The organism is Aeromonas sp. 600948 (genome assembly GCF_049174875.1).
Lineage (GTDB): Bacteria > Pseudomonadota > Gammaproteobacteria > Enterobacterales > Aeromonadaceae > Aeromonas > Aeromonas veronii_A.
Map to the genome: position 1 here is coordinate 43,293 of NZ_JAAKTY010000011.1, position 24,099 is coordinate 67,391.

The window sequence follows — 24,099 nt, forward strand, 5'->3', positions numbered from 1 at the left end:
CAAATAAAAGGGCCTGTGCGTGGAATGGGTTGATGTGGTGGACGAGGATAACCGGGTGATTGGCGTGGCCGAGCGAGCCAAGGTGCGGCGGGAGAATCTCTGCCATCGCGCCAGCTATATTCTGGTGCTCGACGACGCGGATCGGATCCTGGTGCAGCGACGCACCCTCAGCAAGGATTTCTGCCCCGGCATGCTGGATGCCTGCGCTGGTGGCGTGGTCACCACCGGTGAGGAGATGGAGCGCTCCGCCCGCCGCGAGCTGGCCGAGGAGCTGGGGATTATAGATGTTCCTCTGCAGGGCTTTGGCAGCTTTTATGCGGAAGGGGAGGGCTACCGGGTCTGGGGTGGCCTCTTCAGTTGCCGTTATCAGGGGCCGCTGCAGTTGCAGGCCGAAGAGGTGAGCTCGGTGCACTGGATGAGCCTGGCCGAGATCGCCGAGCGTGCCAGCGAATTTACCCCCGACTCCCTGCTCGCCATCGCCACCTGGCAGGCGAGGCGCTGAACAATTTCATATATCCTCTTCTTCAGAGACAAGACGGGCAGCCTGATGGCTGCCCGTCTGCCTTTGTGCATTTAGTTGGTCTGCTACGCCAGCTTGAGGCGTCGGTTGGTGCGCCCGCAAGCGCTCGGCTTGGCGAGCCAGTGCCCTTGCCAGTCGGTGGCTAGCCGCAGCAGCGGATACTCCAGATCGAGTCGGGTCACCACCAGCTGGCCGGTCTCGTCGCCGCTCACCGGCTCGCCGCTGGCGGGATCGATGATCTCGATGATGCAACTCTCGCTCACAATAAATCCCTCTCCTGGTCGGCTCTCGTAAGCCACTACCCCCACATCCTGCCACACCAGACAGTTGAGGGCCGCAATGCCGTGAATGGCGCGCAGCGGCGTGGTTTCCGGGTGAGTGGCTTCACACAGCAGTGCGCGGCGCAGCGAGTCGGTCGGGATGTCGGCCGCTTCGGCCGCTTCCAGCAGATCGAGCAGGGTCACCAGCGGACCGACGTAGCCGGTGGGTTGATAGCGCAGCAGCGCCTCCAGCTGGCGCTGGGTATCGTGGGGCCCGCAGGGCACCACGGGGGCGCCCAGCTGGCGGGCGCCGTTATCGAAAATAAAGGCGGTGGGGCCGGCATGATAGTCGTGGCCATTGAGTATTACCTCACCTGGCTTGAAGCCGGCGGCAAACAGTGCTCGAGCGGCCCCCCACCAGTCTGCTCCTGCATACTCGGGGATGGCCAGCTGGCCCGGACAGGAGAAGACCCGCAACGCCTGACTGGCGGGGCGGCCGGTGAGTCCGGCGAACGGAGGGTGAGCCTGCTGGGCGGCAAACAGCTCTTTGCTGTCGAGCAGTGGCAGGGTGGCCAGCTCTGCCAGATCCTCGAGGCGGCACTGGCGATAGACGCTGGAGTAACCGGCGCAATATTGACTGACATGGGTAAGCTGATGATTGAGCTGCTCCAGCTGCTGTTGTTCGCGCAAGGCGGGGGGGCGAATTTCCAGTCCATCGTAATAGTGCTGCATGAGGCCTCCTTGGTCGGCTGATCCTGCTCAAGGTTAGTTCAAATGATCCAAGCAAAGGGAGGTCTGTGTCACAGCTCGGCAGTGGGGTAGACTGGGGCCTCCTCCCTCCACTTAAGGACGAGCACAATGATTGCGATGGGTCAGACTCTGCCTTCGGGCGAATTTACCTTTATCACCGCCGAGGGCAAGCAGCTGCGGGATAGCCAGACGCTGTTCGCCGGTAAAAAAGTAGTGCTGTTTGCGGTACCCGGTGCTTTTACTCCCACCTGCTCCAATGCCCACCTGCCCGGTTATGTGGTGCTGGCCGATCAGTTTATGGCCAAAGGGGTGGATGCCATCTGCTGTCTGTCGGTCAACGATGCTTTCGTGATGCGGGCCTGGCAGACGGCCCAGAATGCCGAGGCGATCACCATGCTGGCGGATGGCGACGGCAGCTGGACCCGGGCGCTGGGTCTGGCCAAGGATACCGGCGCCTTTGGAGGTATCCGCGCCCAGCGCTTTGCGTTGATCGCCAACGATGGCGTGGTCGAGCAGCTGTTTGTGGAGGCGCCTGGCAAGTTTGAGGTCTCCGATGCCGCGAGTCTGCTGGCTGTGCTGTGAAATGTTAATCGCAGTTTGATTTCCCCTTGAAATGGGAGGCTGGCTCGTTACACTGGCGCCACTTTTGAATCGGGTCAGGAGCTTGTCCTGACTCTGTTGCTTACTGGCGATGGGATGGAGATGTTATGACCCTGGCTGTTGTTGCCCTGATTGCCGGACTGGCGCTGCTGGTCTGGAGTGCTGACAAGTTTGTGGATGGTGCTGCGGCGACCGCCCGTTATGCGGGGATGCCGCCGCTGCTGATCGGCATGGTGATCATCGGTTTTGGTACCTCGGCCCCGGAGATGGTGGTCTCGGCGCTGGCGGCGTCCCAGGGCAATCCCGGGTTGGCGCTTGGTAATGCCTATGGCTCCAACATCACCAATATCGCGCTGATCCTGGGTCTGACGGCACTGATCAGCCCTATCGCGGTGGCCTCTCAGGTAGTGCGCAAGGAGATCCCCATCCTGCTCGGTATTACCCTGCTCTCAGGTGCCCTGCTGATTGATGGTCATCTGGGCCGGATGGATGCGGTCATTCTGGGGGCCGTCTTCGTTGCCCTGATGGGCTGGTCCATCTGGGCTGGCATGAATGGCAAGGGAGATGCGCTGGATACCGAGACCGCCGAGGATATCGAGAGCGAGGGGATGTCCCTCAAGAGCGCCGTTTTCTGGTTGGTGGTCGGGCTGGTGCTGCTGATCGGCGCTTCCCGCCTGTTGGTCTGGGGGGCGGTGACCATCGCTCAGGCGCTTGGTATCAGCGATTTGGTGATTGGTCTCACCATAGTCGCGATAGGAACCTCCCTGCCGGAGCTGGCTTCGTCTCTCATCGCCATTCGCAAGAACGAGCATGATCTGGCCCTTGGCAACGTGCTGGGCTCCAACCTGTTCAACACCCTGGCGGTGGTGGGGATCGCGGCGGGTATTCATCCGTTGGATGTGGCGCCGGAAGTGCTCTCCCGCGACTGGAGCATCATGATGGGGTTGACCCTGCTGCTGCTGGTGATGTGTCTGGGCCGCAAGGGGCAGGGCCGTATCAACCGGTTGGAGGGGGGCGTGCTGCTCACCTGCTTCGTCGCCTACACCGGCTGGCTGCTGACCAGTCAGTTCGTCTAGCCAGATCTGGCAAGATAAAACGAAAGAGGGGAAGCCTGGCTTCCCCTCTTTGCATTCGGGTGTCGGTCTTAAGCGACGGCCACCAGTTTCTGCCCCTTCTGACTGCTGTCCAGAATGAGGATGCTCGCCTTGGGGAAGAAGTTGAAGGTGGAGGCGGAGGCCCATGTATAGGCGCCCATCACCTTGCCAACCACCAGTTCGCCGATAGCCAGATCGGGCAGCATGATGCCATCGCGGATCACGTCCACGCTGTCGCAGGTGGGGCCTGAGAGTACCGAGTTATGCAGCTCGCCACTGGCATAAGGCGTGCTCACCGGATAGGTGACGTGGTCATAGAGCTGGCCGTTGTAGCTGCCGTAGAGGCCATCATCCAGGTAGTACCAGATCTTGTCGCCACGGTGGGCCTTGCCCATCACGCTGGATACCGAAGTCATGGCCGGCGCACTGATAAAGCGGCCCGGTTCGGCAATCTTCTGCACGGTAGCGGGCAGCTTGGCCAGCGCTTCGCGGATCGGGGCGCAGAAGCCGTCGATATCGAACTCGCCCCCCTCATAATCGACCGGGAAACCGCCGCCGATATCCAGCACCCAGGGCTTGAGCCCGAGCGCCCAGGCTTGCTCCATGATCTCGCGGCAGGCGTCGATGGCCTGCACATGGCGACGGGCATGAGGCACTTGCGAGCCGACGTGGAACGACAGCCCCATCACCTTGATCCCCTTGGCGTGGGCCAGTTGCAGCAGCGGCAGCGCCTGCTCCGGAGTGCAGCCGAACTTCTTGGAGAGATCGACCTTGGTCTCGGGGTTCGGGAAGCTGACCCGCAGCAGCAGTTTCACTTCGTCCTTGTAGGGAATGAACTTCTCCAGCTCCAGCGGGTTGTCGTAGACAAACACAGTGCAGCCGAACTCCAGCGCATAACGGATATCGCTGTCGCGCTTGATGGGATGGGTATGAATGCAACGTCCCGGGCGAACCCCCTGACTGCGCACCAGATCCACTTCGCCATTGGTGGCCAGATCGAAACAGGCCCCCTCTTCCTTCAAGACAGAGACCACCGCCTCATGGGGCAGGGGTTTGAGTGCATAGTGCAATCGTACATCGGGCAGGGCGGCGGCCAGGGCCCGATACTGTTTGCGGACGGCTGCCTTGTCGAGCAGCAGCAGGGGGGAGCCGAATTGTTCAACCAGCTGACGGTAATCTTGTGCGACCACATCTTTTGCAACCAGGGTCTCGTTCATTCTCTTTTGGTCATCCTTAGGGGGCGTGATATGCCCAAGCCATATGCGATTGAACCGGCGACGGCCGGGTCAGGCGAGCGGTCCGGTGGGACCAACCGAACACAGTGCATAAATTGATAACAAAGTGCTTGGTTATGCAGCGGATTATCGGCTTATTGATTCTGTGTGCAAGCATTTTGATTGGATATGTCGGCAAGATTTTCTTGGCGAAACGAGAGGGATCACTGTTCTCTATCCGCCATTTTTCCCGTTTGGGCCACATTTGATCCGTGAAAGCCTAACTTGTTGATAGTTAACTAACATTTAACATTCTTGCTGCGATTCTGGTGGTCACTAAAAAAATATAAATGGGGGCGGCCAAGTGCGAGACAGCTCACATTTTTTGGATTAACATGCCGACTTCCTAATCCAAACTAGTTCGGATGAAGGTAGCAGGAGAGCGATGGGCAACCATCCACCGAAGAAGTGAATCTTTCAGGTACCGGGCAACCGGTGTGGACTGCTACTGGACGATACTCTGGAGAGACCCGTTAAATCGGGCGCCGAAGGAGCAAGGCACCATGACTACCCGCAAGGGCAGGCTGGCGCCGGAAACTCTCAGGCAAAAGGACAGAGGGGATGGGATGGTTGTACCTGGGCTTGGCCCGCATCCGATCGCCTCTGGCCGATCGCGACACCTATGGGAAGATCATCCTTCTCCTCCTTAATTTATGTTTCTTAAGGAGGATGCATGTCATCAATTCAATCGGCGTTAACCGCCATCGATAGTTTTATCTGGGGGCCGCCCCTGCTGATCCTGCTGGTCGGGACCGGTATCTATCTCACCCTGCGTCTGGGTCTGCTTCAGGTCGTGCGCTTGCCGCTCGCTCTGCGGCTGGTCTTTGGCCGCGATCAGGGGCAGGGCAAGCAGGGGGATGTCTCCAGCTTCGGCGCCCTCTGTACCGCCCTCTCTGCCACCATTGGCACCGGTAACATCGTCGGGGTGGCTACCGCCATCAAGCTCGGCGGCCCCGGTGCCCTGTTCTGGATGTGGATGGCGGCACTGTTCGGCATGGCTACCAAGTATGCCGAGTGCCTGCTGGCGGTCAAATACCGCGAGCAGGATGCCAACGGCCAGATGGCTGGCGGCCCCATGTACTATCTGGAGAAGGGGCTCGGTTCCAAACCGCTCGCCAAGCTGTTTGCCCTGTTCGGTATCGGCGTGGCCTTCTTCGGCATCGGTACCTTCCCGCAGGTCAATGCCATCTCCGATGCCATGAGCCTCTCCTTCTCGGTGCCCCGTGAAGCGACCGCCGTGGTGCTGACCCTGATCGTGGCGCTGGTGACCCTGGGAGGGATCAAATCCATCTCCAGCGTGTCGAGCAAGGTGGTGCCCTTCATGGCCATCTTCTACATCGTCGCCTGTCTGGGTGTGCTGGTGAACAACGCCAGCGCCTTGCCCGATGCCGTCATGCTGGTTATCGAGAGTGCCTTCACCGGCCATGCGGCGACCGGCGGCTTCGTCGGTGCCAGCATAATGCTGGCCATTCAGTCCGGGGTGGCGCGCGGGGTCTTTTCCAACGAATCGGGACTGGGCTCTGCGCCCATCGCGGCGGCGGCGGCCAAGACCGATTCGTGCGTGGAGCAGGGGCTGGTCTCCATGACAGGTACCTTCATCGACACCATCATCATCTGCACCATGACCGGCCTGACCCTGGTGGTGACCGGCGTGTGGAGCGGCGATGCAAGCGGCGCGGCCATGACCAGTCTGGCCTTTGCCCAGGGGCTCGATGCTCATGTCGGCCAGTATCTGGTGAGCATTGGGCTGCTGTTCTTCGCCTTTACCACCATCCTTGGCTGGAACTACTACGGCGAGCGCTGCACCGAGTACCTGTTCGGGGTGAAGGCGATCAAGCCCTATCGTCTGGTCTATCTGGCGCTGGTGGCGAGCGGTGCTTTCCTCCATCTGGACATGATTTGGCTGCTGGCCGATATCGTTAACGGCCTGATGGCGGTGCCCAACCTCATCGGCCTGATTGGCCTGCGCCATGTGGTGATCGCCGAGACCCGCGCCTACTTTAGCCGGGATCTGGATAGCGAAGCCGAGCCGGAGCCGCAGACGGCCTGAACGCCTCAGCCCGTTTCGCGTTCCCATTGAAAAGAACAAGCCACGACTCCGGTCGTGGCTTTTTTTGTGCGCAGTGTCTATGGACGGTGATTTTCCCTCTCCCTTCGGAATAAGGTCAGGATGGGGGGGATAGCCCCTCGCTCAGCAGGCTATCCAGACGTGCTCGCACTTTCTCTACCAGTGCCTGATCGCTACCGCGCCAATCGATGCAGCTTGCCAGCGTGGTGGAGGTTCCCGCCATAAAACGCAGCTCGCCGCCCGCCAATTCGTAGAAGCGGCTCGCCATCCTGGTTCCCTCATCCACATCACCCGCCACCAGCAGCATGGCTTGCGCCAGCACGGCACCCTGGTGATCCTGTCCCGGCGCCAGCCAGCGCTGGGCAGTGCCGGTGATCTTGCGTCCCCCGATCACCAGATTGTACTGACCATCGCAAAAGGAGCCGGGCACGAAGTCATAGCTTCCCTCAAGGCCGTACTCTGCCAGCAGGGTCAGTAGCGGCGTCCCCAGCAGCCGGTAGTAGTGGGCGAGGTCTGTGGTCGTGCGGGGCAGCAGCAGGGATAGGTTGAGGATCCCCGCCCCGTGGGGCACGGCGGTACCGCCGCTGTCGCGCACATGTACCGGCCAACCTTCAGCTGCAAGTTGCTGGCAGGCGGCTTCGTAATGGGGGAGGCGGGTATCTTTGCGAGTGACAATCAGGCATTGGGGCGCCTGCCAGAGGTGAGCGCGGGGCTGGCCGTCGTGGGCACAGTCGCGCAGCCAGCGCTGCTCTTGCGCCAGTATCTGTGCGGGTGAAGCGGTATCGGGAAGGGGGGAGAGCAGGCGATAGGGCATGGCGGCATCCTCAAAAAAGGCTGCCCAGCACACTACCCGTGGCGACTGGCAAGGTAAAGCCCCGCAGTGCGGGGCTCTTTGCTATCGGTAGACGGTGTCTCAGGAGTGGCGCGCTTCGCGCTTGGGCAGCAGCAGGTTGAGCACGATGGCGGTAATGCCACCGGTGGCGACGCCGTAGGAGAGTACGCTCTTGGCCAGCTCCGGGAGGTGTTGCAGCACTTCCGGCACCTGCGCGACTCCCAGCCCCATGGCCAGCGACACTGCCAGGATCATCAGGGCGCGGCGATCCAGCTCCTCGCGGGCAATGATGCGCACGCCAGCGGCGGCGATGGTGCCAAACATGACGATGGTCGCTCCGCCCAGCACGGGCTCGGGGATCTGTTGCACCAGACTCGCGACCGCCGGGAACAGGCCAAGCAGCGCAAGCATGGCGGCGATAAAGAGCCCGACATGGCGGCTGGCGACGCCGGTCAGCTGAATAACGCCGTTATTCTGGGCGAAGGTGGACATGGGGAAGGTGGAGAACACCGCCGCCAGCATGGAGTTGGCACCATCAGCCAGCACGCCGCCTTTGATCCGCTCCATATAGACAGGCCCTTCCAGTGGCTCGCCGGAGATATCCGAGGTGGCGGTCATGTCGCCGATCGCTTCGAGCGCCGTCACCACGAAGATGATGGCGAGCGGCACGAACAACTGCCAGTCAAAGCCGAGACCGTAGTGGAGCGGAATGGGCACCATCACCAGCGGGCCGTCGAAGGTGGGGGCGCTCACTTTGCCCAGCAACAGCGCCACGGCATAGCCCGCCAGCATGGCGATCATGATGGCGGAGAGGCGCAACCAGGGGTTGCGACTGCGTTGCAGCAACACGATAAGGCCGAGCACCAGCAGGGAGAGGAAGAGGTTGGTGTGACTGGCGAAGCTGCCATCAGAGAGGGCTGCATAGCCGCCGCCCATGCTGATGAGACCTACCTTGATCAGGGTCAGGCCGATCAGCAGCACCACTATGCCGGTCACCAGCGGGGTGATGATCCGTTTCACCAGATGGAGGAAGCGGCTCATCACCACGATAGTGAGTGCGGCAACCATCATGGTGCCAAACAATGTGCCCAACAGATCCTCGGTGGGCATGGCGGCCTGTTTGAGGGCGAGACCTGAGGCGATGATGGGGCCGAGGAAGTTGAAGCTGGTGCCCTGTACCGAGAGCAGGCCGGAACCGATGGGGCCGAAGCGGCGGGTTTGAATGAAGGAGGCGATGCCGGACATGACCAGCGACATGGAGACGATATAACGGGTGTCGGCGGCAGGGAGGCCGAGGGCATTGGCGATAATCAGGGGCGGGGTAATGATGGCGACAAACATGGCGAGCATATGCTGCAAGGCGGCGAACAGCGTCTGGGGCAGAGGCGGGACATCCTCTATGCCATAGACCAGTTCGCTATGGGCTCGCCTGGGTGGATGTGCCTCTCGATTGGCGCGTGTGACAGCAGCCTGTTCCATAAGTACCTCGAATTGTGTGGGGAGGGGGAGAAAATTGGGCGCTATTGTAGTGATTGAAATGAGGCTGACCAGCGCTAATTATGCAAAAAAGGTTTATTTTTTGATGGGTTGAAACGTTTGCGTACTGCGATTATCATCTGTCGGTTTGTGTGATCGACCTCTCCTTTTTATTCCCCCCGCTAATGACATTTTTACCACTTTGTAGGTGTAGAATGAGCCACTCGACCTTGAAGTGGAGGCGATGGATGCTCAAGTTGTCAGAGTTCTGGAGTGCCAGGGCTCACTCCGAAGACTTTACCCGTACTCGTATGGGGTTTATGACGGTGCGTCTGCGCCTGCTCACCTGCCTGCTGATGATTGGTTTGCCCGCCTGGGCCGTGGTGGATTGGCTGACTTTGCCCGCCGTTCATTTCGAGCAGCTGTTTCAGGCCAGGATCTTCTGCACCCTGGCGCTCTCGCCACTTATTCCGCTCTCGTACCTCATCCACTTCAAGCGGGAACGGATGAAGCTGGCCCTTGGCTACCTGATGGCCGTGATGATGCTCTTCTCCCTCTTCTGCCTGAACAGCTTTGGCGCCGGACAGGAGTTGCAGGCGGGTTATGCGGCCTTTCCCTATCTGCTGATCACCCTGTTTGCCATCTTCCCCATCCCCCTCTCCCTCGGCTTGCAACTGGCTGGTGTGGTACTGGTGACCATGCTGCTGGGCCACTGGCTGCTGGTGGGCCAGAGCATCTGGAGTCAGGCCACCCTGAATCAGGTGTGGGTGCTCGGCATGTTTACCATGGCCAGCTGCTGGGTGCAGTGTGGTCAGCTCAATATGCTGCTGCGGCTCTATCGGGAGTCCACCACCGACGAGCTGACCGGCATGATGAACCGCCGCCTGCTGATGAAGCAGCTGGAACAGGCGAGAGTCCGACTGCAGACCAAGAAGAAGCCCTTTGCGGTAATGCTGCTGGATCTCGATCGCTTCAAGCGGATCAACGATATCTACGGTCATCTGGCAGGGGATGCGGTGCTCAAGGAGGTGGCCACCACCCTGGGCGAGCAGCTGGAACCTGATATGGTGCTGGGGCGCTACGGCGGCGAGGAGTTTGCCATCTTGATGCACAACCACGCCGATCCGGTACAGGCGACCAGAATGGCCGAGCGGCTGCGTATTGCAGTCGAGGCGCGGCTGGTAAAGAGCCCCACCTCGGACGAGTTGCTGGAGGTGACGGTGAGTATAGGGATTGCCATGGCTCGTGCCGACGATACCATCGATATTCTGATCAACCGCGCCGACGAGTGTCTCTATCAGGCCAAGATGGCGGGGCGCAACTGCGTGGTGGTCGAGGGGCAGAACAGTGGAAAAACAGATGCCGCCTGAGGGCGGCATCTTGTTGGCAAGGTGCTGACGAAATCAGCTCAGCTTGTATTTGCCGGAGAGTTGCTGGGCCAGCAGCTTGAACATGTTGAACACTGCCATGGTCTTGCCGGTCGGGGTGCCGTCTTCGGCCAGGAAATACTCCCCCTTGAACACCAGAATATCCCCCTTCTGCTCCACCGAATCGGCGCGCATACCGTGGATGAAGTCTTCATGCTCTTTGATGATCTTGTTGGCCATCTCAAGCAGGGCCGTCTCGGTGATCAGCTCTTTCTGTGGTTGCATGCTCGTCTCCTTAAACGACTACTGGACAGGGAAATCGTGGATCCCTGCCTCTGATTGAAGAGGCGCCCAGCATACTGCAAACAGGGTTTTTCTGTCATTGATATGACCCCGATTTGTGGCTGTTTATCCGATCACCAGATTCTTCAACCAGCAGCGTTGGCGAATACGGCGCTGCACCAGCAACACTTTGCTGAGCTCCTCCAGCAAGACCACCGCCACCACCCAGGAGAGGGGCCAGCCGAGCAGAGTGACCGCCACCCAGGCGAGCGGGATGCCGATGCACCACATGCCGACAATATCGATGAAGATGCTGTAGTTCACATCGCCGCCAGAGCGCAGCACCCCGATGATCCCCACCATGTTGAACACCTTGAGCAGCATCCCGAGGCACATGATGCCGAGCACCTGTCCCGCTTCCGTCATCAGCTCGGGGGGCAGGTTGCCGACCCACTGCAGCAGGTTGGCTTGCAGCAGCCAGACGATGATCCCCACCAGTAGCGCGCCAATCGGTGCCAGCAGCAGGAACAGCTGGGAGTGCTGCCAGGCAATCTCGTACTCCTCGGCCCCGAGCCGGTGGCCGAGCAGGGTGGAGCAGGCCACCGCCAGTCCGAAGAAGAGGGAGATAAGGATGCTCTCCAGGGTGCCGAGGGTGGTCATGATGGCCAGCGAATCGGTGCCAAGATGGGCATAGAGAAAGCCGTAAATCAGCATGCCGAAGGCCCAGAGGCCGTCATGGAACAGCAGCGGCAGGGCGATCAGGGTAAAGCGCACCACCTCCTTGCGTTTGAAGGCGGCCAGCCAGTCTGGTGCACGCGGGATCAGGCGCGCTTCATAACGCTTTACGTAGAGCAGCAGCAGGGCTGTCTGCAGCAGCCGTGAAATGGTGGTGCCCCAGGCCGAACCGGCCACCCCCATCGCCTCGAAGCCGAAGTGACCGAAGATGAGGGCGTAGTTGAGGATGACGTTGGCGATGATGGCGATAATGCCGATGCGGGTCGGCGCGGCGGCATTGCCGACCGAGCGCAGGGCTGACTCCAGCGGCACCACGATGGCGGTACAGAGGATGGTGGCGCCGGTGATCATCAAGAATTGATCCGCCAGCTCGCGCAGTGCCGGATCCTGACTGGCAAAACCCAGTACGCTGCCCGGTGATAACACATAGATGAAGGCAAAGGGCAGGGTGACCAGCAGGGCGCCCACTATGGCCAGCGCCAGGGAGCGGCGCACCCCGGCCATCTCACCGCGCCCGAAGTATTGTGCTGCCAATACCGAGACCCCGCCCGCGAGGCCCGCTATCACCAGCAGATTGAAGAAGAAGACCCGGTTACCCAAGCCGACCGCCGCCACAGCCGTGGTGCCAAGCTGGCTCACCATCATGATATCGATGAGGCCGAGCAGGGAGAACATCATGGATTGCAGCGAGACAGGCAGGGCCAGCCGCCACAATCGGGTCATGAACTCGCGATCGGTGGTTTGTTTTAAAATCGCTTGCCAATAATTCATAGTTGTTAACCGGGTATGAGAAAAGCAAGGTTTGTCAGGGGTATGATAGGGGCTGACGAGGCTCTTCTCACTGTGAGTAGCTCTCGGTTTTCTTGTGTAAAACTATCCTGTTGAGGTGTTATGCCATTTGCCAGCGAGTGTCTGGAGATAGCGCCAGCCTGTGAAGAGCAGATGCTGGGACGTGAAGGGCTGCCCCTGCTCGGCGAGGCGGGGATCTTCCTGACCGGCCTCTCCCGGGTGCGTGATCACTACCTCATCCGTCGCAATCGCCCCGAGTTTCACATCCTGATGGTGAGTCACGATGAGGGTGGCGCGCTGCTCACCGACGAGGGGGAGCAAGCCATTCCGGCCGGATCGCTGATTTTCCTGCCCGCCGCCGTACCCGGTGGTCTCAAACTGATTGGCGAAAGCTGGCAGATCAGCTGGATTTTGCTCGATGACGTGCCACGCTGGCAGCACCTGCATCGCCTTGGTCACCGTATCTGGCAAGGGGATGGCGGCGATCAGCTCTACCATCTGCTCAGCCTGATGCAGGGGGAGGGGGTTCGCTCTTCGCTGCAACCTCAACTGCTCAGCCTGTTGCTGGCGCTGCTGGAGCGGACCCTGCAAGGGGAGGTGCGCGGTACCCCTGAACTCAGGTTGCAGGCACTGTTTCGCCGGGTGGAGGCGCGCCTGGACGAACCCTGGAGTGTCGCCCTGCTGGCCCGACAGATGGCCTGCTCCGTTCCCCATCTGCACCGGCTCTGTCAGCAAGCGTTTGGTATGGGGCCGATGGCGAGGGTGACCGAGCTCAGAATGAACAAGGCGCGCCAGCTGCTGCTCTATACCAACTGGCCACTTGGCGAGCTGGCGGCCCGGGTCGGTTACAGCGATGGGGCCAACTTTGCCAACCGCTTTCGTCGTCTGACTGGTCAGACCCCCGGCGCCTTTCGTCGACTGGGTCGCAAACCTTTTGCAACGGATGTGCAAACTCTTTGAAATTAATGAGACAAGCCCCTAGGATCGGCGGGTCCCTGCGTCTAGCTAACCGTTTAGGTACCAAGATCCATGTTTGAAGATAATAACCAGAAACGTCCTCTCTACATTCCCTACGCCGGTCCCGCCCTGCTGGAGACCCCCTTGCTCAACAAGGGCAGCGCCTTCACCAGCGAAGAGCGCAGCAACTTCAACCTCGAAGGTCTGTTGCCCCAGAATATCGAGACCATCGAAGAGCAGGCCGAGCGCGCCTATCGCCAGTTTATGGCGTTTGGCAACGACATGGATAAGCACATCTATCTGCGCAACATCCAGGATACCAACGAGACGCTCTTCTACCGTCTGCTGCACAACCACCTGACCGAGATGCTGCCCATCATCTACACCCCGACGGTGGGCAAGGCGTGCGAGGAGTTTTCCAACATCTATCGCCGCGCCCGTGGCCTGTTTATCTCCTATCCGGACAAGGACAGGATCGATGACATGCTGCAAAACGCCACCAAGCAGAACGTCAAGGTGATCGTGGTGACCGATGGCGAGCGGATCCTGGGTCTGGGTGATCAGGGGATCGGCGGCATGGGCATTCCCATCGGCAAGCTGTCGCTTTACACCGCCTGTGGCGGCATCTCGCCTGCCTACTGCCTGCCGGTGGTGCTGGATGTGGGCACCAACAACCAGCAACTGCTCAATGACCCCTTCTATATGGGGTGGCGCAATCCGCGTATCTCGGGGGATGAGTACGCCGAGTTTGTCGATGCCTTCATTCAGGCGGTCAAGCGCCGCTGGCCCGATATTCTGCTGCAGTTCGAGGATTTCGCCCAGAACAACGCCATGCCGCTGCTCAACCGCTACAAGAACGAGCTCTGCTGCTTCAACGACGATATTCAGGGTACCGCGGCTGTGACGCTGGGCAGCCTGATCGCCGCCTGCAAGGCCTCCGGTGCCAAGCTCTCCGAGAAGCGGGTTGCCTTCCTCGGTGCGGGCAGCGCTGGTTGCGGCATCGCCGAGCAGATCGTGGCGCAGATGAAGGCCGAAGGGCTGACCGATGCGCAGGCCCGCAGCCGGGTCTTTATGGTGGACCGCTTTGGTCTTATCACCGACAAGATCCCCAACCAGCTCGACTTCCAGCGCCGTCTCTCCCAGCCGGTGGAGCGGATCAAAGACTGGCCAGTGGGGGACAATATCTCCCTGCTGGAGGTGATGGAGCACGGTCGCCCGGACATCCTGATCGGGGTATCCGGCCAGCCTGGGCTGTTTACCGAAGAGGTGGTCAAGACCATGCACAAGCACTGTGCCCGTCCCATCATCTTCCCGCTCTCCAACCCCACCTCCCGGGTCGAGGCGACGCCGGCAGACCTCATCCGCTGGACCGACGGTCAGGCGCTGGTGGCAACCGGCAGTCCGTTTGCACCGGTGGAGTACAAGGGCAAGCGCTACGTCATCGCCCAGTGCAACAACTCCTTCATCTTCCCGGGGATCGGCCTTGGCGTCATCGCCTCCGGCGCCACCCGGGTGACTGACGCCATGTTGATGTCGGCCAGCCGCGCGCTGGCGGAGTGCTCGCCGCTGGTGAAAGGGGAGGAGGGCTCCCTGCTGCCGGACCTGGCGGATATCCATCAGGTCTCCCGCTACATCGCCAAGATGGTGGCCAAGACCGCCATGCTGCAGGGCAAGGCGGTGCAGACCCCGGACGAGGTGATCGATCAGGCCATCGAAGCCAACTTCTGGCATCCGGAGTATCGCCGCTACCGCCGCACCTCCTTCTGATTGGGGAGAAGGGAATGCCACGGCAAAGCAAAAGGGATGCGAAAGCATCCCTTTTTACTGCACGTCTGACATGGTTATCGCCTCAAGATCAACTACTCGCTGGCGCCCTGTACGCCGGTGACGCGCACCTCGACCCGGCGATCCGGCCCAAGGCAGTCTATGAGGGCGGTTCTGGCTTTGATGTCGTCACACTGGTTGCCGGTGACCGGATTGCTCTCGCCATTGCCCTGAATGCTTACCTTGTCGGCAGGCAGCCCTTTGTTGATCAGAAAGTCGGCAACGGTTTGGGCCCGAGCTTCTGACAACCTCTGATTGCTGGCATCCGAGCCGATACGGTCGGTATATCCCATCACGACGGCACTGCCATCCTTGGGTTGTACATCGACGATCTGCTGGTAGAGAGCGTCCAGCGCGCTTATCCCCTCCGGTTTGAGGTCCGCTTTGCCAAAGGCGAACAACACATCGGAACTGAGGTTGAAGGTCTGATCTACCATCTCCGGTTCGGCCGGTGGCGGGGGGACCACGACCGGTGCGGGCGTGGGAGCCGGCTCTGTCGGCTGGCTGCGATTGGGATGGATCACTACTTCCAGGGTTGCTGTGCTGATGTCGCTGACCCAGCGCTGGGTGCCGCTGTTTGCCTTGTCATTGTCAGGATCATCGCCGACCCTTACCAGATAACGATACCTGGCCTGGAGATCGACCCAGTCATGGAGCCGGGCCGTCACTCCCAGGCCTGCCAGCGGTGCCAGGTTGTCGTCCCCGCCATTGATCGATTCAACGTGATAGATATAGCCACCACCCTCGGCAAACACCGAGAACATCTCGCTGAGCGGCAAACGACCAATCACAGACAGGGTAGCTCCCTTGCTGTTGAAGTCATGGCCGCTGATATCCCAGTCACCTGTGGAGAGGTAACCAATTTCGGCGCCCAGGTTCTCCGTGAAGTTGTAGCCGCCAAACAGGGAGAGCGCAGTCGCATCCTTGCTGACATCCTGGCTGAAATCATTCAGATCGTGGGCTATCGCCCAGCCACCGCCTATCCCGGCATACCAGTCATGGACCGGTACCGCTTGTGCGCCTGTGCTCGCCAATGCCAGTGCAATCCACACAGGTTTTAATCTTATGTTCATCGCGTATCCTCGTCGATGTGTGGTTTAGTGGGGCTGCTTGTTGGTCAAACCCCACACTTATGTATAGGTGACGGGTTGTTTTTAACCACTCAAGAGGTGTGGATTGCGGCAATAAGTGAACCTATGTCACTGAAACCATGCGGGAAGAGGAAAGATAGCCTGAGGTGGGCGGCATGGAAGACAATAAAAAGGAGGCCATATGGCCTCCTGCTTATCCAGGTGATCAGGATTATTGTGTGACTTGTTGCACACCGGTGACGCGCACTTCAACGCGGCGATCCGGCGCCAGGCAGGAGATCAGCTGAGCCTTGCCCTTGACGCTGTTGCACTGGGTGCCTGTGACCGGATTGGCTTCACCGCGGCCTTCGATGGCAACTTTGCCAGCCGGCAGGCCCTTGCCAACCAGGAAGTCGGCTACGGTACGGGCGCGTGCTTCGGAGAGTTTCTGGTTGTAGGCGTCAGTGCCGATACGGTCGGTGTAACCGACGACCACGGCACTGCCATCTTTTGGCTGTACGTCGACGATCTGCTGATACAGGGTGTTGAGCGCTGCGACACCTTCTGGCTTGAGGGTGGATTTGCCAAAGGCAAACAGCACGTCAGAGCTCAGGGCGAAGTTCTTGTCAACCACCACAGGCTCTGGGGTTGGCTCGGGTGCTGGTGCCGGAGCGGGGGCCACGTAAGTGGTGCGGTTCGGGTGCATCACCAGCTCCAGGGTTGCGACGCTCATGTCGCTCTCCCAGGTCTTCTGCTCGTCACCCAGACTCCACATGTAGCGGTAGCGGGCTTGCACATCGATAAGGTCGGAGAGCTTGGCAGTCAGGCCCAGACCCGCCAGCGGCGCAGTGCCGTTGTCGCTGTTGCCATTGCCGTTGACGTGGTTGAAGTAGGCACCACCTTCGGCAAACACCGAGAAGATGTCACCCAGTGGCAGGCGGGCGATACCGGAGAGGGTTGCACCCTGGGTTTTGAAATCGGCACCGTCAACGCCCGCTTTACCTGCGTAGAGGTATCCCAGTTCTGCCGAGTAGTAGTCGTTGAAGTTGTAGCCGCCGAACAGATTGAGCGCGGTGGCATCCTTGTCAGTGTCTGTCCCGAAGTCATCCAGGTTGTGAGCATAAGCCCAACCGGCACCGACACCGGTATACCAGTTATCGGCGGCCTGAGCCGTGGTTCCTGCGGCGGCGAGCGCCAGTGCAATCAGGGTAGGAGCCATTTTGAGTTTCATCGGTTTATCCTCGTTGTGTTAGCCCATGTCGGGCAATGCACTTGTTTTTATTGCTGCGAAAAAACCGCCAGCAAAGTGGATAGCGAAGGCTTATGGACACTCATGAGGCAGTGGCGTCATGGACAACAGACCGGACAAGAAGCGCTTTTTAGTGCTTATCCAATACCTTACAGGCGCAACTACTTTATGCTTTCGGGGCGGGGCAGGCAAGGGTAGGGAGGCGGGAGTGAGGGATGATGCAAGCGAGAATGAGGCAAACAAAAAGGGATGCCGCAGCATCCCTTTCTTTTGCATTATTTAAACGAGGTCAGATTATTGCTGAACTTCTTGTACGCCAGATACGCGAACTTCTACGCGACGATCCGGAGCCAGGCAGGAGATCAGCTGAGCTTTAGCGGTTACGCCGTTGCACTTGGTGCCGGTAACCGGGTTGGCTTCGCCACGACCTTCGATGGCAACCTTGCTGGCAGCCATACCTTTGCTCACCAGGAAGTTGGCAACGGTACGGGCACGGGCTTCAGACAGCTTCTGGTTGTACGCGTCGGAACCGATACGGTCGGTGTAACCAACAACAACAGCGTTGCCATCTTTCGGCTGGAACTCAACGATCTGCTGGTACAGCGCATTCAGGGCTGCAACGCCTTCCGGCTTCAGAGTCTCTTTGCCAAAGGCAAACAGCACGTCTGAGTTCAGTGCGAAGTTCTTCTCTACAACTTGCGGAGCAGGAGCCGGTGCTTCTTCAACAACCGGGGCAGCTACCGGAGCTACGTAGGAAGTGCGGAACGGGTGGTATACCGCTTCCAGAGTAGCGATGCTCTGGTTGGCCTTGTAACGCTCACCGTTGGCGTGCAGGTCAGCCACGTCCCACATGTAGCGGTAACGAGCTTGCAGATCCAGCGCGTCATTTACCTTGTAGGTCACACCGGCGCCAGCCAGCGGGGAAACTTTAGTGTCGCTGGTACCCAGACCATCGGTGTGACCCCAGTAGGCGCCGCCTTCAGCGAACAGGGAGAAGTCGTTGCCAACCGGCATACGGGCGATACCGGACAGGGTGGCGCCCTGGCTCTCGTAACGGTTGCCGTCGGTGTTGCCACGACCGGTGTACTGGTAGCCCAGTTCGGTACCGAAGTTCTCGGTGAAGTTGTAACCCATGAAGGCGTTGGCGGCAGCCGCGTCTTCCTGGCCTACATTGGTGCTTTCCAGCTTGTTCAGGCCGTTGAAGTGAGTAGCACCGACACCGGCACCGAAGTAGATGTCGTCAGCGGCGTGAGCAGCGGTAGCACCCAGAGCAGCCATGGCGATGGCGATCATGGAAGGAGCCATTTTCATCATAAAAAAATCCTCGTTGAGATCGCACGTTATTCACGTGCTTCACACTTTGTAATTTATGTAAGCTGCAGGCTCCGCCGTACGGCTGGCGTCGAGTCTGGCAGATGACCCGGTATAACCGGGTTGCACACTCTCCTGGTGTGTCGAGTGCGCTGGCATGGCACGCAATGCGTGAGAAACCACTGCCAGGCAACTGATGTCATTCCGATGACGAGGCGCACTCTATGCCGATTTTAAAACATGATCAAGCTCACAAATGAGCCTTGTGGCAAATTGTGTCGTGCCCTTAACTGGCTGTTTATCCAGATTAATTAGTGATCCAGATAGGCCCTGTGCAGTTTCTTTTCCAGCTTCATATAGGCCTGAACCCAGTCGCTATGCGGGTTGGCAGGATTCGCTCTGGCGGCAAAGACCGCAAGGTAATCTGCCTGGGTTGCGCTCTGCAGCAAGGGGGTAAATGTCATCAAGAAATGTCGGGCCAGATAGGGGTCAAGGGGCCAGATGTTGAGGATGGCGCGAGCCACAGGCTGAACCGCAGCTGAACAGATGAAATGACGGTGTCCCGCCTCCAGCCAGTCGGCCATCTCGCACATGCCCGATTCGGGCACCAGACCACCATCACCTTGGGTGGTTGCCAGCGCAATCGCCTGACCATTTACCGTGACGAGCTGCTCATTGTTATGCAGGGTGCCGTCGTGGCTGCGCAAGGCCAGGTCCGGGCATGCCTGTTCAAGAAACAGGCTGCAGCTCTCCGGCAGGGCGGCCAGCAACTCGCTGGCGTGGCTGGACATCAAGGCCGGAAGCCAGAATGCTTCGGCACGATATTGTGCACCTTGACTGAGCTGTTGTTGCAATTGGGCCGGGTCAGAAACCGGGTGCAGGCGAGAGATAATGCCGGGAAACGCCATACTTATTCCTCTTAATGGGTAGCTGGCGGATTATACGAGTTATTCTGGTGGCAACAATAAAGGTTTCTTTTCGAGACTGTTTACCTGAGACAGCTGAGCGATTACCATCCCCCGTTGAAGATAAGGGTTGTCGCCGAAAGGCGCTCATAAAGATAGAGGCTCGACCATAACGAGTCCGAACAAAACTGATACACTTGACTACGAGTCGTCGCGAAAAATAAAAGGCGGAGTAAATCCGCCAAACGGAGTATGGAACATTATGAATTCAAATATCGTCACTGTTGGCAAGAAGATCCGTCAGATCCGTGAAGCGGTCGGTTTGAGCCGTCCGAAGTTTGCAGATTTGCTGGGTGTTCCTCCCACCACGCTGAAAAACTACGAGCTGGGTTACCGTGAAGTTGGGGGCGCCTTCCTGGTTGCCCTGGCGCACCACCCGGATCTGCACAAGTTCACCCTCTGGCTGCTGGCAGACAAGAAAGTCGCCGAAATCGGCCAGATTGGCCCGGATGACCTCGCCAAGGCGTGATCATCGATGTGAATAGAAATGCCGCCTTCGGGCGGTATTTTTTTGGGTTGCCGATCGATATTTTGATCTAACACGCTTTGAATTGTCCATGCAGGCCAACGAGAATAAGCGGCCCCGAAAAGTGGGCCCTGGTGGTATCTGGCCACCGGAACACTATTACATTCAGGATGATATGAGCAATCGTATGGAGTATGGGTATGAGCAGTAATGAGTTGGATAAACGCTATGGCCTGATGACTGCCATTGCGATGGTGGTCGGCGTGGTGATCGGCTCCGGTGTCTTCTTCAAGGCCGATGATGTACTGCGTCTGACTGGCGGTAATCTGGCCATTGCGCTGCTGGCATGGGCGCTGGGGGCATTTTCGATGATCTTCGGCGCGCTGGTGTTTGCCGAGTTTGCCCAGCGGATCGAAAAGTCCAACGGTATCGTCGATTATGCCGAAGCGGCATACGGCAAAATGTTTGGTTATCTGGTGGGGTGGTTCAAAGGCGTACTCTATTACGCCCCTCTTTCCGCCATTCTTGCCTGGGTCGCCGCTCTGTACACCATGATCTTGCTCGGCAGTGATAATCCGACCAACTCTGGTGCGACCTGGATACTGGCGGCTGTCTATATGACGGTCACCTACCTGATTAACTTCTATACCCCGGTTCTGGCGGGCAAGCTGCAAGTGGGTTCTACCCTGATCAAGTTGATCCCGCTGATCCTGGTTGCCATTGTGGGCACCATTTCAGGGTTGCTCAATGGTGTCACCGTGACCAACTTTGTGCAGGCAATGGATGGGATTGGAAGCACCGGAGGCACGCTGGCCACGGCCGTGGTTGCCACCGCCTTCGCTTATGAGGGATGGATTGCCGCTGTGACCATCAACAGCGAAATTCGCGATTCCAAGAAGAATCTGCCCAGAGCACTGGTGATTGGCACCCTGATAGTCTTTGTGGTCTATGTCACCTATTTTCTGGGGATCGCCAGCGTCTTGCCGACGGACGAGATAGTGGTGCAAGGGGATAACGCGGTAAATCTCGCGACAACCAGCCTGTTTGGCGGGACTGCCTCGACCATTTTGACCGTGTTCGTGATTATCTCCTGCCTCGGCACCCTCAATGGTCTGGTGTTGGCGACCATGCGCATTCCCTACTCGCTGGCGATCCGCAATCAGGGGCCAGCCCCCAAGTGGATGAGCCGTATCGAACCGCATCACCACATGCCAATCAACTCGGCCCTCGCGGCAGCGTTGTTGTCGGTGATCTACTCAGTGCTGTGGTACTGCAGCATCAACGAGACATTCGGTCGTTACATCGCTCTGGACGAGATGCCGATCGTGCTGATTTATGGCCTCTATCTGTTCCTCTATGTCTGGTACATGCGCACCTTTACCGAGTTGGGCTGGATAAAGCGGTTTGTGATCCCGACCTGCGCCACTTTGGGGGCACTCATCATTCTGTATGGCGGTATCACCAATCCCAGTCTGGGACTCTATCTGCTGGTCTCTGTGGGGGTGATTCTGCTCGGGTTGCTCTTCTACCGTAAGGAGTGACCGGGTAAGTGAGTTGAAAAAAAAAGCGCCGAATGGCGCTTTTTTTCATTTGTAAACCGCAGCATGTCGACAACTAATTGCCCAGCAACCCGAGGCGGCCCAGTTCATCCTTGAGCTGATCGAGGTTGCGCTCGACACAGGCTTCCCCCTCGTTGATGGCATCGCTGGCGCGATGAAAATCCATGATGGAGAAGCTGCCAAGGCGCGGGCAGAGCTGGATCTCCGGTGGGTCACCGGCCATCCGGGCGCGGGTGATCCGCTCCTGCATGATGTTGATGGAGCCACTCATCACGCTCCACAGACCCGGGGTGGCTGGCGCGGATTCTCCGCGATTGAGCCACTGGCTGAGCAGACCGCCGCTGCCGGGTTGATCCGGCTCGTCGGTCCAGGGTTGGTGCATATCGGTGTTGAGGTTGACCGCAATCACCACCTCGGCCCCCATGGCGCGGGCCAGCGAGATGGGCACCGGATTGACCACGGCGCCATCGACCAGCCAGCGGTCGTTGATCCGGGTCGGGGTTAGGATCCCCGGCATACCGCAGGAGGCGCGCACCGACTGGCGCAGCGGGCCTTGTTGCAGCCAGATCTCGCGGCCGGTATCGAGCTCGGTGGCGATGCAGGCGAAGGGGATGGGCAGGCTCTCGAGATCGGGATCCCCCAGATGGCTGGCGGCAAGACCAAACACCTTTTCGCCGCGAAACAGACCGCCGGAGAGGGCCGGGTCGAGCAGGCTGACCACCTGCAGGCGGGTAAAGCCGCGCACCCAGGTTTCCAGCCGATCCAGTTCTCCGGCGGCATAGGCGGCACCGACAAAGCTGCCGATGGAGCAGCCAGCGATCAAATCCGGTTTGATGCCGAGACGTTCAAGGGCGCGGATGACGCCGATATGGGCCCATCCTCTGGCTGCGCCGCTCCCGAGAGCGAGCCCTACGCGGGGTTTACGTGGCACGACAGTCCTCCAAAAAAGGGGTTGAGGGCTCAGCTTACTCCGAGAGTCAGGAGGCGTCATCCTGCCATCTTTCGCTGCGGTTGCGACCGTTGGCCTTGGCCTGATAGAGCGCCACATCGGCGCGGCGTACCGCTTCGTGCAGGGGAAGGTTCTCCTGGTGGGGCAGATAGCCGAGACTGATGGTGACCTCCAGCCCGGGCTCGATGGCGGCCCAGTCGTGATCTGCCACCGCCTTTCTCAGCCGCTCCGCCAGTTCGCCGATCTGTGCGGCGTTACTGCGGCCAATCAGCAGCAGAAACTCTTCACCCCCCCAGCGGATCAGGCGATCAGTGGGCCCAAGCTGCTGCTGGCAGATCTGCACCAGCCGGATCAGCACGATATCGCCGACGGCATGGCCGAAGTTGTCATTGACCCGTTTGAAGTGATCCGCATCGAACATCAGGATCCCCGCTTGCAGCCGGGCCAGCTCTCCCGCCTGCTCCAGTAGCACCACATAGTGGCGGTTGAAAGCGCCGGTAAGGGCATCGTGGCAGGAGAGGTAGTTGAGCCGCTCGTTGAGGCGATGGGATCTCAGGTTGGAGAGGACGGCCAGCAGCATAAAGAGGATGGCGAGCAGGGTCGGCGCGGACTGGCAGAGCATGGCCCACACCAGCGGTAGCAGGGTCACGCTGTGCACCAGCCGCAACGGGGTATCGGGGATGGCCATGGTCAGCTGCAATGTGCCTTGCCGCCATTGATATTCGCCGGTCGGTTCGGTGTTTTGCGGCGCCACGGGTTGGCGCGCGCTGCTGGCCAGCACCTGGTGGTACTGATTGAGCAGCAGATATTCCCCCAGCGCCGGGGTCATCTGATCGAGCTGCTGCTGCAGGCGGGCGAGCAGCACATCCATGTTGATCATTCCCACCAGAGTTCCCTCTTTGTAGAGGGGCTGGGACATGGTGACCATGGGGCCGCGCCCGATAAAGTCCTCATAGGGGCGCGAGAGAACGGTCTTCTTGTCCGGATTGGTGCTGTGCAGCGCATCTTGCCAGAAACTCTTCTGGTAGATGGTGGGATAAAAGCGAAACCGGCTGGAGGGTTGCCAAGGGTAGAGATAGATAAAGTTGTCCACACCGGTGAAGTAGACCCAGGCGATCTCGTTGCCAAGGCGCTGGCTGGCGGTGGCAAGCAAGGGGGAGAGGCTCAGGGCCAGATGAATGCGTGCCTCACGCTCGCTGCCGGGGGGCGGCAGCGGGCCATCACCGGTGAGGTTGCCTGCCAGTCCGGCCGGCAAATCACCGGGGAGCTTGTCGAGAGCCAGCCCCTCTGGCAGCGTCTCGATATGGCGATAGAGCTGGCGGGTGAGCACCGACTGGGGGTCGCTGCGCAGTCGCTCCTCAGCCTGCCCGCGCATCGCCTCCAGAAATACTTCGGTCCGTTTGAACCGATCCCGCAGGTAGATGGCACTGTTGAGGGTATCGCTTTGATAGAGGCGTTCAATCTGTTTCAGGCTTTGCCACAAAGTCAAACCAATCAGCAGGATGACCACGGCGAACAGGAGCCAGGTCAGGCGTGTGAGAAAACGGTGGCCAGACATGTTGGGCATAGGCAGTCAGTCGGGTTGCGAAGGAAATTGTCGTTAGTGTATGCGATGTGGTGTGAAAACAAACTGAACTACCTGAAACCGGGTGAGTTCACCATGCACCTGTTACGTTTTGTCACATTTATACATAGTCACGGC

At 59.4% G+C, this 24,099-nt stretch carries 21 protein-coding genes and 1 riboswitch; of the genes, 9 read left to right on the forward strand and 12 right to left on the reverse strand.

Annotated elements, in window-relative coordinates; genetic code table 11:
- Positions 1-19 precede the first annotated feature (19 nt).
- The gene (gene yfcD / locus G5182_RS11165) at positions 20-502 is read left to right on the forward strand and encodes an NUDIX hydrolase YfcD (protein WP_167557839.1); all 483 of its coding nucleotides are present in this window, start codon (positions 20-22) and stop codon (positions 500-502) included.
- An 83-nt stretch (positions 503-585) separates the two neighbouring features.
- Here yfcD and G5182_RS11170 read toward each other — a convergent pair whose 3' ends face one another.
- The gene (locus tag G5182_RS11170; protein WP_421206204.1) at positions 586-1,512 is read right to left on the reverse strand and encodes a phenylacetate--CoA ligase family protein; all 927 of its coding nucleotides are present in this window, start codon (positions 1,510-1,512) and stop codon (positions 586-588) included.
- Positions 1,513-1,638: 126 nt separating this feature from the next.
- Between G5182_RS11170 and G5182_RS11175 the strand changes: the two genes are divergently transcribed.
- Together G5182_RS11175 and G5182_RS11180 are read left to right on the forward strand one after the other, a co-directional pair.
- A complete protein-coding gene (locus G5182_RS11175; RefSeq protein WP_100646526.1) occupies positions 1,639-2,112 on the forward strand; it encodes a peroxiredoxin in 474 nt (157 codons plus the stop codon).
- A 125-nt stretch (positions 2,113-2,237) separates the two neighbouring features.
- Complete coding sequence (locus G5182_RS11180) at positions 2,238-3,206, forward strand: calcium/sodium antiporter (RefSeq protein ID WP_216951830.1); 969 nt, start codon at positions 2,238-2,240, stop codon at positions 3,204-3,206.
- Between the two features lie 68 nt (positions 3,207-3,274).
- On the opposite strand, the gene G5182_RS11185 is transcribed toward G5182_RS11180, so the two are convergent.
- Complete coding sequence (locus G5182_RS11185) at positions 3,275-4,441, reverse strand: type III PLP-dependent enzyme (RefSeq protein WP_058059164.1); 1,167 nt, start codon at positions 4,439-4,441, stop codon at positions 3,275-3,277.
- A 507-nt stretch (positions 4,442-4,948) separates the two neighbouring features.
- A riboswitch (glycine riboswitch) is annotated at positions 4,949-5,064 on the forward strand.
- Positions 5,065-5,171: 107 nt separating this feature from the next.
- Between G5182_RS11185 and G5182_RS11190 the strand changes: the two genes are divergently transcribed.
- A complete protein-coding gene (locus G5182_RS11190) occupies positions 5,172-6,548 on the forward strand; it encodes an alanine/glycine:cation symporter family protein (RefSeq protein WP_005338391.1) in 1,377 nt (458 codons plus the stop codon).
- A 115-nt stretch (positions 6,549-6,663) separates the two neighbouring features.
- Here G5182_RS11190 and G5182_RS11195 read toward each other — a convergent pair whose 3' ends face one another.
- Together G5182_RS11195 and G5182_RS11200 are read right to left on the reverse strand one after the other, a co-directional pair.
- Entirely contained in the window at positions 6,664-7,380 is a 717-nt protein-coding gene (locus tag G5182_RS11195) for a lipoyl protein ligase domain-containing protein (protein ID WP_421254378.1), read from the reverse strand.
- Between the two features lie 99 nt (positions 7,381-7,479).
- On the reverse strand, positions 7,480-8,877 hold the full coding sequence (locus G5182_RS11200; RefSeq protein ID WP_040066712.1) for a nucleobase:cation symporter-2 family protein: 1,398 nt from the start codon (positions 8,875-8,877) through the stop codon (positions 7,480-7,482).
- Positions 8,878-9,122: 245 nt separating this feature from the next.
- On the opposite strand from G5182_RS11200, the gene G5182_RS11205 reads away from it, so the two are divergent.
- Positions 9,123-10,244, forward strand: coding sequence for a GGDEF domain-containing protein (locus G5182_RS11205; protein ID WP_100654269.1), 1,122 nt, complete (start codon positions 9,123-9,125; stop codon positions 10,242-10,244).
- A gap of 33 nt (positions 10,245-10,277) precedes the next feature.
- Here the strand turns inward: G5182_RS11205 and G5182_RS11210 are convergent, their stop codons facing one another.
- Complete coding sequence (locus tag G5182_RS11210) at positions 10,278-10,526, reverse strand: YciN family protein (RefSeq protein WP_421254379.1); 249 nt, start codon at positions 10,524-10,526, stop codon at positions 10,278-10,280.
- 123 nt (positions 10,527-10,649) lie between these two features.
- On the reverse strand, positions 10,650-12,029 hold the full coding sequence (locus G5182_RS11215; RefSeq protein ID WP_005343930.1) for an MATE family efflux transporter: 1,380 nt from the start codon (positions 12,027-12,029) through the stop codon (positions 10,650-10,652).
- Positions 12,030-12,149: 120 nt separating this feature from the next.
- Here G5182_RS11215 and G5182_RS11220 point away from each other — a divergent pair, with 120 nt between their 5' ends.
- Together G5182_RS11220 and G5182_RS11225 are read left to right on the forward strand one after the other, a co-directional pair.
- Positions 12,150-13,007: a helix-turn-helix transcriptional regulator gene (locus tag G5182_RS11220; protein WP_005338380.1), complete on the forward strand. Its 858-nt coding sequence runs from the start codon at positions 12,150-12,152 to the stop codon at positions 13,005-13,007.
- Between the two features lie 69 nt (positions 13,008-13,076).
- Complete coding sequence (locus tag G5182_RS11225) at positions 13,077-14,771, forward strand: NAD-dependent malic enzyme (protein ID WP_216951826.1); 1,695 nt, start codon at positions 13,077-13,079, stop codon at positions 14,769-14,771.
- A gap of 92 nt (positions 14,772-14,863) precedes the next feature.
- Here G5182_RS11225 and G5182_RS11230 read toward each other — a convergent pair whose 3' ends face one another.
- The 4 genes from G5182_RS11230 to G5182_RS11245 all read right to left on the reverse strand — a co-directional run bounded on the left by G5182_RS11230 (position 14,864) and on the right by G5182_RS11245 (position 19,366).
- Complete coding sequence (locus G5182_RS11230; protein WP_266134075.1) at positions 14,864-15,901, reverse strand: OmpA family protein; 1,038 nt, start codon at positions 15,899-15,901, stop codon at positions 14,864-14,866.
- 229 nt (positions 15,902-16,130) lie between these two features.
- On the reverse strand, positions 16,131-17,129 hold the full coding sequence (gene ompA / locus G5182_RS11235) for a porin OmpA (protein WP_266134074.1): 999 nt from the start codon (positions 17,127-17,129) through the stop codon (positions 16,131-16,133).
- Positions 17,130-17,441: 312 nt separating this feature from the next.
- Complete coding sequence (ompA, locus tag G5182_RS11240; RefSeq protein ID WP_266134073.1) at positions 17,442-18,461, reverse strand: porin OmpA; 1,020 nt, start codon at positions 18,459-18,461, stop codon at positions 17,442-17,444.
- A 308-nt stretch (positions 18,462-18,769) separates the two neighbouring features.
- Positions 18,770-19,366: a hypothetical protein gene (locus G5182_RS11245; protein WP_266134072.1), complete on the reverse strand. Its 597-nt coding sequence runs from the start codon at positions 19,364-19,366 to the stop codon at positions 18,770-18,772.
- 259 nt (positions 19,367-19,625) lie between these two features.
- Between G5182_RS11245 and G5182_RS11250 the strand changes: the two genes are divergently transcribed.
- Together G5182_RS11250 and G5182_RS11255 are read left to right on the forward strand one after the other, a co-directional pair.
- The gene (locus tag G5182_RS11250; RefSeq protein ID WP_005338367.1) at positions 19,626-19,892 is read left to right on the forward strand and encodes a helix-turn-helix domain-containing protein; all 267 of its coding nucleotides are present in this window, start codon (positions 19,626-19,628) and stop codon (positions 19,890-19,892) included.
- A gap of 197 nt (positions 19,893-20,089) precedes the next feature.
- A complete protein-coding gene (locus G5182_RS11255) occupies positions 20,090-21,430 on the forward strand; it encodes an APC family permease (RefSeq protein WP_266134071.1) in 1,341 nt (446 codons plus the stop codon).
- Positions 21,431-21,503: 73 nt separating this feature from the next.
- Here G5182_RS11255 and G5182_RS11260 read toward each other — a convergent pair whose 3' ends face one another.
- Entirely contained in the window at positions 21,504-22,379 is an 876-nt protein-coding gene (locus tag G5182_RS11260; protein WP_139459998.1) for a patatin-like phospholipase family protein, read from the reverse strand.
- 46 nt (positions 22,380-22,425) lie between these two features.
- On the reverse strand, positions 22,426-23,964 hold the full coding sequence (locus G5182_RS11265; RefSeq protein ID WP_421254380.1) for a sensor domain-containing diguanylate cyclase: 1,539 nt from the start codon (positions 23,962-23,964) through the stop codon (positions 22,426-22,428).
- Positions 23,965-24,099: the final 135 nt, after the last annotated feature.